The sequence below is a fragment of the Caldimonas sp. genome, from assembly GCF_046289365.1.
In the GTDB taxonomy this organism is placed as follows: domain Bacteria; phylum Pseudomonadota; class Gammaproteobacteria; order Burkholderiales; family Burkholderiaceae_C; genus Caldimonas.
Map to the genome: position 1 here is coordinate 1 of NZ_JBKBVU010000139.1, position 7,964 is coordinate 7,964.

Sequence of the window (7,964 nt, forward strand, 5' to 3'; positions counted from 1 at the left end):
TGCTGGCGGCCGGCGCGCAGGCGGGCCTGGCCCGCCCCGAGGCTCAGCCGCACGGGCTGGCCCGCCCGGTGCTCCCACTGCAAGGCAACGTCATCGACCTCGAGCCAGGGGCTCTGGCCGGTCTGGGCCGGGCCGAGCACGAGGCGTTGCAGCCGTCCCTGCCAGCCCTGGAAAAGGTCGGCCCCCAGGCCGCGGCCGGTGGCCACTTCGGCGCGACCGGACACCTGCAACTGCAGTTGCACCGGCCGGGTGTTTCCCGCCGCGCCTGCGCCGTCGGGGCCGCCCGCGGGGGCAGCCCAGGGCAGGGCCAGGTTCGAGCGGCCATCCACCCGCAGGTGGTGTTCGCGCAGGCTGCCGTCCAGGCGCAGCGTCGTGGTGTCGATGCGCCGGTCCCGTTGCTGCAGGCCTTCCAGGCGCAGTTCGAGCTGCTGGGCCGCCTCAGCGGCGGCCAAACTCAAGTCCCAACGGCCTTCGGCGGCTTGCAGCCGCCAGTCGTTCCAGCGCAGGGCGCGGCCCTGGAGCCGCCCGTCCAGGCGCTGCGGCTGGGCGGCCGCGCCCCAGCGCACGCGGGTGTCCAGGCGCACGGCCCCCTCCAGCCGGACCTCTGGTCGCCAGACTTGCAGCACCGGCGCCAGGCGCTCCAACGCCGGAGCATCCAGGCTCAGGGCCAGCGCCTCGCCGGCCTCGCCCGGCCAGCCGCCGGGCAGGTTCCCCAGCCAGTCCAGGCGGTTGCCGGCCAGCAGCAACCGACCTTCGGTGCGGGCCGGCGAGCCGGTGCGCTCGGCCTGCCATCGCAGTTCTCCCTGAAGCGGCTGGCCGGCCAGCAGGCTGTCGTGCAGGCGGGCTTCGGCGCGGCCCTGCCAGCGCCCCACCCAGGCCAGCACCGTCTCGCCCTTGGCCTGTGGTGGCAGCGTCAAGCGGGCCTGCGCCTGGCCGGACAGCCGGTGCTCCCGGGCCGCCCCCGACGCGCCGGCCAGGCCGGGCCACCAGGTCAGCGGATCGATGTCCTGCCAACTTGCCTGCAAGCGGGCCTGCACCGCCCGCCCGGGCGGGGAGTCGACCTCGGCTTGCAGCTCGGCCCGGGCGACGCCGGCGCGCGCCGTGAACTCGCGCACCAGGCCGCGCCGGCCGGCAAACTCGCCGTTCAGCGACAGCGCCACGGGCACGCGCGCCCCGCGCGCGCCGGGCAGGTGGCCTTCGAGCCGGGCGCGGACCTCCACCGGCTGACCCGAGCCGCCCGAGGCCAGTTCGACCGGGCCGGACAGGCGCATCGCCGGCAGTCGGGCGTCCACGGCGGCCGGTTCGAGCTGCGTTGCTTGCAGACGGCCCCGCCAGCCCGACGGCGCCCATCGGCCCTCGCCCCGCACCCGGCCGGCCTCGCGAGTGGTGCTGCCCAGCACCGCCTCGAAATGCTCCACGGCGACACCCTCTTGCGGTGTCAGGCCCGTGCTGCGCGCCTGCAGGACCAGGCTGCGCAGCGGCAGGTGAGCGGCGTCCCAGCGGTCGGCCCGGGCATTGCGCAGCCGCACGTCCACCACCCCGTCGGCGGCCCCGGCCTGCGCCATGCCGAGCTGCGCCTGCACCTGGCCGCTCAGGGCTGTGCGCGGGGCCGCGCTGGACAGCGCGGCCAGGTCCAGGGCTTCGAACCGGGCCTCCAGGCGGTCCAGCGGCAGGCGGGCAAAGGGGGTGAGCGTCGCCTGGGCCTGGAGCGACTGCCCGGCCGCCGAGAGCGAGGCGTTCACCGGCAGCCGTGCCAACGGGCCCTCGGCCTCGACGCGGGCGCGCCAGGTGCCGGCCACCGTCGGCCCTTCGGGCAGATCTCCGGCCAGGTCCAGCACGACGCGCGCACCCAGCGGCGCTGCGGCGCCCACTTCGGCATGGCCCTGCAGGGTCAGGCGGTCCCAGCGCAGGCTCAGGGCCTCGAGGCGGTGCGTCCGGCCGCCATCGGCGCCCAGCTCGAGGGTGGCCGCCAGGTCGCGCACCGCGGGCATGGCCCCGCCGAAGGACAGCTCGCCGATGCGCAAGGCCTGCAGGGCCAGGTGCAGTGGCGATCCGAGGTCCGAGGGCGGCGATGCCGGCTCACGGCGTTCGCCCGGGGGCAGGCGCAGGCTCAGGCGCTCCATCTCCAGTCGCGCCACATGCAGGCTCAGCCAGTGCCCGGGCGCCGCGGCGGTCCAGCTCAGGCCCCGCCAGGCCAGGCCGTCGATCGTCACGCCGTCGTCCGGCCGGCCGGGGCCGGACAGGTCCAGGTGCACCCGGCGTGCCGAGAAGTCGCCCAGCAGCGGGCCCTGCGGCTCCACCACCGTCAGGCGGGGCACTGCGCGCAGCAGCCAGGCCGTGCCGGCCGGCGTGGTCAGCGCCGCCACCACCGCCCCCACGAGGGCCGCCACGGCCAACAAGGGCAGGGCAACGACCAGCAGCCACGACAGCCGGCCCGGCCCGCGGCGCGCAGGCGCTTGCGGGGGCGGGGGGGCGGGCGGGTCCGGGGTCGGGTCCATGCGTCAATAGGCGATGCCCACACTGAGATGCAGGCGCCAGCGGTTCGTTTCCTCGCCGTAGGCCGCATCCACCTTCAGCGGGCCCACCGGGCTGCGCCAGCGCAGGCCCAGGCCGTAACCCACCTTGGCGTGGAAGGCTGTCCAGTCGTTGGTGGCATCGCCGGCGTCGATGAAGGCGGCCCACCACCATGGGCGCAGGCTGCGCGCACCGAGCGGGCGGGCCAGCTCCAGGCTGGCCGTGGCCAGCACCTTGCCTCCCACCGTCGTGCCGCCTTGCTGCGGGCCGATCGAGCGATAGGCGTAGCCGCGCACCGACTCGTCCCCGCCCGCGCGAAACAGCAGGGTGTCGGGCACGTCCACGTTGTTGGGGATGAAGACCTCGCCGCCTTCGACGCGGGCACTGGCATACCAGCCGCCCAGCGGCAGGTAGCCGCTTAGGCGCCCGTAGACCCGGCTGAACGGGCCGTCGCCGGCATCGCTGCGCGCGTGGCCGGCGCCCACCTGGGCCGAGGCGGCGATGCCGCGTGTGGGCAGCAGCACGTTGTCGACGTTGCGCCAGACCCATTCGTAGTTGGCCGTGAGGGCGCTGGCGCGCTGGCGGCCGAGGTCGGTGGTGACGATGGCGGTGGTGTATTCACCGTAGTACAGGCGGTCGATGCGCTCGGTGTCCTGGGTGCGGCCCGCGCGCAAGCGGTAGCTGTCCGTGGGGGCCGAGCTGGCGCTCCTGAAGCGCTCGCCGGCGAAGGCCAGCAGGTTGCGGTACTGGTCGGCCTTCGGATGGGAGGTCAGTTCGGACTTCAGCGAACTCTGGTCGCGGCCGAGTTCCAGCTTGTGCTTGGCCACCCAGTTCAGTCCGAAGGGCCGCCGGTGCAGGTGCTCGATCGTCCCGCGCGCACGCGCCACGTCGCTGTAGCCGATGCCCAGCGTCAGGTCCTGCAGCGGCGCCTCGCGCACGGCGATCGTCACCGGGGCGGCCTGCGCCCTGGCCGGGTCGGGGTCGACCAACACCGAGGCGGATTCGAACAGCCCGCTGCGCTGCAGGCGCTCTTGCAGGTCGAGCACCTGCTTTTCGGTGTAGCGGTCGCCCGGCCGGAAAGTGAGCTGGTGGCTCACCGCCTCCTCGCGCTGGTTCTTCAGTCCCTCGATGCGCACGGGCCCGAAGCGAAACAGCGGCCCGCTGTCGGCCACCGCGAACAGGCGCACCGCGTTGCGTGGCGCATCCACCTCGGCCGCCGTGCCGGCCCAGGTGGCCGCCGGGTAGCCGTCGCTGCGCAGCCGGCCCAGCAATTCGGTTTTTTCGGCCGACCACCAGTCTTGCGAGAACGGTCGGCCCTCGCGCAGCCGCCAGCCGGCCTGGATCTCCTGCAGCAAGGCCTGGTCGCGCGCACTGCCGGCGTCGGCTTGCTCGACGATCTCGCCCTGCACCTCGATGGTCGCCCGGCTCACGCGAGTGCGCTCGCCCGGGTCCACCTCGATGCGGATCAGGGGCGGTTCACCCTCCTCGCGGGTGATGCGGATCGTCGGGTTGAAGTAGCCGCGCGTTTCCAGCAGCGAGCGTGCCTGCGCCGGCGTGGCAGCGATCAGGCGTCGCACTTCGGCCTCGGTGGCCTCGGCCAGTGCCGGGTCGGTGCGAAAGCGCGCCAGGTCGAGGTAGGTGCCCAGCAGCTCGTCCAGATCGTCCCCAGCGCTGATGCGCAGCAGGTAGGGCACGCGCGTGGCTGCCGTGTCGGCGCGCGGCGCGGCGGCATCGTCGGCCCGCGCCGGCGCGGGAGGCAGCGCCGCCAGGGCCAGCCAGGGCAGGAGGGACAGGACGGTTCCGAGGCGCTGCGCCGCGGTCATTTGCTCAGCAAACGCATGGCCCCTTCCAGCCCGGACAGCGTGAGCGGGAACATGCGCTGGTTCATGAGCTGCTGGATGATCGCGATCGACTGGCGATAAGCCCACACACCCTGCGGCTCGGGATTGATCCAGACGTACTTGGGGAAGGCATGGGTGAGACGCTGCAGCCATTCGGCCCCAGGCTCCTCGTTGTTGTATTCCACACTGCCGCCCGGCTGAAGGATCTCGTACGGGCTCATCGTGGCGTCGCCCACGAAGATGAGCTTGTAGTCCTTGTTGTACTTGCGGATTACATCCCACGTCGGGAACTTCTCGCTGTAGCGGCGGCGGTTGTTCTTCCACATGTAGTCGTAGACGCAGTTGTGGAAGTAATAGAACTCCAGGTGCTTGAACTCAGACTTGGCCGCGCTGAAAAGTTCCTCGACACGGTGGATGTGCTCGTCCATCGTCCCGCCCACGTCCATCAGCAGCAGCACCTTCACCTGGTTGTGGCGTTCGGGCACCATCTTCAGGTCCAGCCAGCCGGCATTGGCCGCGGTGGAGCGGATGGTGTCGTCCAAGTCGAGCTCCAGCTCCGAGCCTTCGCGGGCGAAGCGGCGCAGCCGACGCAGCGCGACCTTGATGTTGCGTGTGCCCAGCTCCAGCGTGTCGTCGTAGTCCTTGTACTGGCGCTGGTCCCACACCTTCACCGCGCTCTTGTTGCGGCCCTTGTCCTGGCCGATGCGGATGCCTTCGGGGTTGTAGCCATAGGCACCGTAGGGCGAGGTGCCGCCGGTGCCGATGAAGCGGTTGCCGCCCTCGTGGCGCTCCTTCTGCTTCTCGAAGAGCTCGCGCAGGCGCTTCATCAGCTCGTCCCAGCCGAGCTTCTCGATCCGAGCCTTCTCCTCGGGCGACAGCTCCAGCTCCAGGCGCTTTTGCAACCATTCGAGCGGGATCTCCTTCGAGAAATCGGTGAGCAGTTCCACGCCCTTGAAATAGGCGCCAAAGGCCCGGTCGAACTTGTCGAAATGGGCCTCGTCCTTCACCAGGGCCGTGCGCGCCAGGTAGTAGAACTTGTCCACCGTGGGGCCGCCGTCGTCGTCGATCACGCCGCCCTGGATCGCTTCGAGCAGCATCAGGAATTCCTTGATCGACACCGGCAGCTTGGCGGCGCGCAGGGTGAAGAAGAAGTCGATCAGCATGAAATGCCTCGCAGGCGTGGCAGGTTCAACGCGGCCGTTCGAGTTGCCACTGCAGATGCGTGCGCACCGTCGGCCATTCGGGAGCCGTGATGCTGTAGACGCAGGTGTCTCGCAGGCTGCCGTCCGGGGTGCGCTGGTGATGGCGCAAGATCCCGTCGAGCTTGGCGCCCAGGCGCTCGATGCTGCGTCGGCTGGCTTGGTTGAGGAAGTGAGTGCGCAACTCGACCGCGATGCACTGCAGCGTCTCGAACGCGTGGGTGAGCAGCAGCAGCTTGGCTTCGGTATTCAAGGCGGTGCGCTGCACGCGCCGCGCATACCAGGTGGCGCCGATCTCCACCCGGCGGTGCACGTCGTCGATGTGCAGGTAGTTGGTCATGCCTGCCAGCCGGCCCGTTGCGCGCTCACGCACGGCAAAAGGCAGCCAGGCACCGGACTCGCGCAGCGTCAGGCGCCGCTCGATCTCGCCTGCCATCTGCTCGGGGGACGGGATGGTCGTGTACCACAGCTTCCACAGCTCGCCGTCACGCACGGCATCGGCCAGGCCGTCTGCATGTTCGGGCGCCAGGGGCTCGAGCACCACGTGGGTGCCGGTGAGCGTGACGGGCTGGGCGAGGGAGGGCATGATCTCAGCGGTGGTGCCGCTGCATGAAGACCAGCTTCTCGAACAGCGAGAGGTCCTGCTCGTTCTTCAGCAAGGCGCCCACCAGCGGCGGGATGGCAACCTTGTCGTCCTTGCTCTGCAGCGCTTCGGCAGGTATGTCCTCGGCCACCAGCAGCTTGAGCCAGTCCAGCAGTTCGGACGTGCTGGGTTTCTTCTTCAGTCCCGGCAAGTTGCGCACATCGTAGAAGTTCTTCAGCGCGGCCGACAGCAGTTCCTTCTTCAGCCCGGGAAAGTGCACTTCGACGATGTTCTTCATCGTGTCCGCGTCCGGGAACTTGATGTAATGGAAGAAGCAGCGGCGCAGGAAGGCGTCGGGCAGCTCCTTCTCGTTGTTCGAGGTGATGAACACCAGCGGCCGGTGCTTGGCGCGGATCATCTGCCGCGTCTCGTACACATAGAACTCCATGCGGTCGAGTTCGCGCAGCAGGTCGTTGGGGAATTCGATGTCGGCCTTGTCGATCTCGTCGATCAGCAGGGCCACCGGCTGCTCGGCCTCGAAGGCCTGCCACAGCACACCCTTGACGATGTAGTTGTGGATGTCCTTCACCCGCTCGTCGCCGAGTTGGCTGTCGCGCAGGCGGCTCACGGCGTCGTACTCGTACAAGCCCTGCTGGGCCTTGGTGGTCGACTTGATGTGCCATTGCAGCAGGGGCATGCCCAGCGAACGGGCCACTTCCTCGGCCAGCATGGTCTTGCCGGTGCCCGGCTCGCCCTTGACCAGCAGCGGGCGCTTCAGGGTGATGGCGGCATTGACCGCCAGGCGCAGATCGTCGGTGGCGACGTAGGTCTCGGAGCCGTGGAACTTCATGGAAGATGTGCCGGATCAAGCGTGGATGAGGGCAAAAGCAGTATAAGCGGGCTGGCTATAATCGTCGGTTGATCCCAAACACCGACGATTCACCGCGCCCACATGAAGAAAGTCAAATCCACGATGATCGCGCTGGCCGCAGCGGCTGGCTTGAGCGCCTTCTTTGCGGGCGCGGCCGTTGCCCAGGACGTCAAGGCGGGCGAAGCCAAGGTGGCCATGTGCATTGGTTGCCATGGCATCCCCGGCTATCAGGCCAGCTTCCCCGAGATCCACAAGGTGCCGATGATCTCCGGCCAGAACGCCAAGTTCATCGTGGCCGCGCTTCAGGCCTACAAGAAGGGTGAGCGCAAGCACCCGACGATGCGCGGCATCGCCGAAACGCTGTCCGAGCAGGACATGGCCGATATCGCCGCTTTCTATGAGCAGCAGGTGCCGCCGGCCAATGTGCCTGAGACCCCGGCCCGCCAGCCCCGCGCCGAAGTGGCCGCCCTGCTCGAAAAGGGCGGTTGCGTGGCCTGCCACGGCGCCAACTTCAACAAGCCCATCGACGGCAGTTATCCCAAGATTGCCGGCCAGCACGCCGACTATCTCTACGTGGCGCTGAAGTCCTACAAGATCGAGGGCAATCCGATCATCGGCCGTGGCAACGCCATCATGGCCGGCCAGGTCAAGCAGTTCACCGACGCCGAGCTCAAGGCCATGGCCCAGTACATCGCCTCGCTGCCTGGCGACCTGCGCGTGGTGCCTCAGTCTCGCTTCCGCCTGGGTTCTGCGCGCTGATCGCGCCAACCAGACAAGAAAGCCGCTGAATCCCAGCGGCTTTTTTGTTGTTCAGGAGTTTTGCTCCACGTGTCCACGTAACCACCCGCAACCTGCGGCAACTCTTTGTAAAACCCGCGATTGCTGGCTTCCCAAGGCGGCGGGGCCTTGTCCATACTGCGCCGCGCTCTGAGACCGAGCGTTCCATCGTCGAGCGG

7 protein-coding genes are annotated in these 7,964 nt (G+C 69.6%); 1 reads left to right on the top strand and 6 read right to left on the bottom strand.

What is annotated here, in order from left to right; translation table 11 throughout:
- The 5 genes from ACK42S_RS12905 to ACK42S_RS12925 form a co-directional block, all read right to left on the bottom strand.
- A partial coding sequence (locus tag ACK42S_RS12905) for a hypothetical protein (RefSeq protein WP_409708087.1) occupies nt 1-2,498 on the bottom strand: 2,498 nt, incomplete at its 3' end.
- Between the two features lie 3 nt (nt 2,499-2,501).
- Nucleotides 2,502-4,337 carry an autotransporter assembly complex protein TamA gene (locus ACK42S_RS12910; RefSeq protein ID WP_409708090.1) on the bottom strand — a complete coding sequence of 612 codons (1,836 nt, stop codon included), beginning with the start codon at nt 4,335-4,337 and terminating at the stop codon, nt 2,502-2,504.
- Complete coding sequence (locus ACK42S_RS12915) at nt 4,334-5,518, bottom strand: vWA domain-containing protein (RefSeq protein ID WP_409708093.1); 1,185 nt, start codon at nt 5,516-5,518, stop codon at nt 4,334-4,336. Before ACK42S_RS12915 ends, ACK42S_RS12910 begins: the two co-directional genes overlap by 4 nt.
- 25 nt (nt 5,519-5,543) lie before the next feature.
- On the bottom strand, nt 5,544-6,140 hold the full coding sequence (locus ACK42S_RS12920) for a GNAT family N-acetyltransferase (protein WP_409708096.1): 597 nt from the start codon (nt 6,138-6,140) through the stop codon (nt 5,544-5,546).
- 4 nt (nt 6,141-6,144) lie between these two features.
- On the bottom strand, nt 6,145-6,987 hold the full coding sequence (locus ACK42S_RS12925; protein WP_409708099.1) for an AAA family ATPase: 843 nt from the start codon (nt 6,985-6,987) through the stop codon (nt 6,145-6,147).
- A gap of 102 nt (nt 6,988-7,089) precedes the next feature.
- Here ACK42S_RS12925 and ACK42S_RS12930 point away from each other — a divergent pair, with 102 nt between their 5' ends.
- The gene (locus ACK42S_RS12930; protein WP_409708102.1) at nt 7,090-7,767 is read left to right on the top strand and encodes a c-type cytochrome; all 678 of its coding nucleotides are present in this window, start codon (nt 7,090-7,092) and stop codon (nt 7,765-7,767) included.
- On the opposite strand, the gene ACK42S_RS12935 is transcribed toward ACK42S_RS12930, so the two are convergent.
- Nucleotides 7,734-7,964: hypothetical protein (locus ACK42S_RS12935; protein WP_409708105.1), on the bottom strand; the 231-nt coding region annotated here is incomplete at its 5' end. The two genes, ACK42S_RS12930 and ACK42S_RS12935, sit on opposite strands and share 34 nt — an antisense overlap.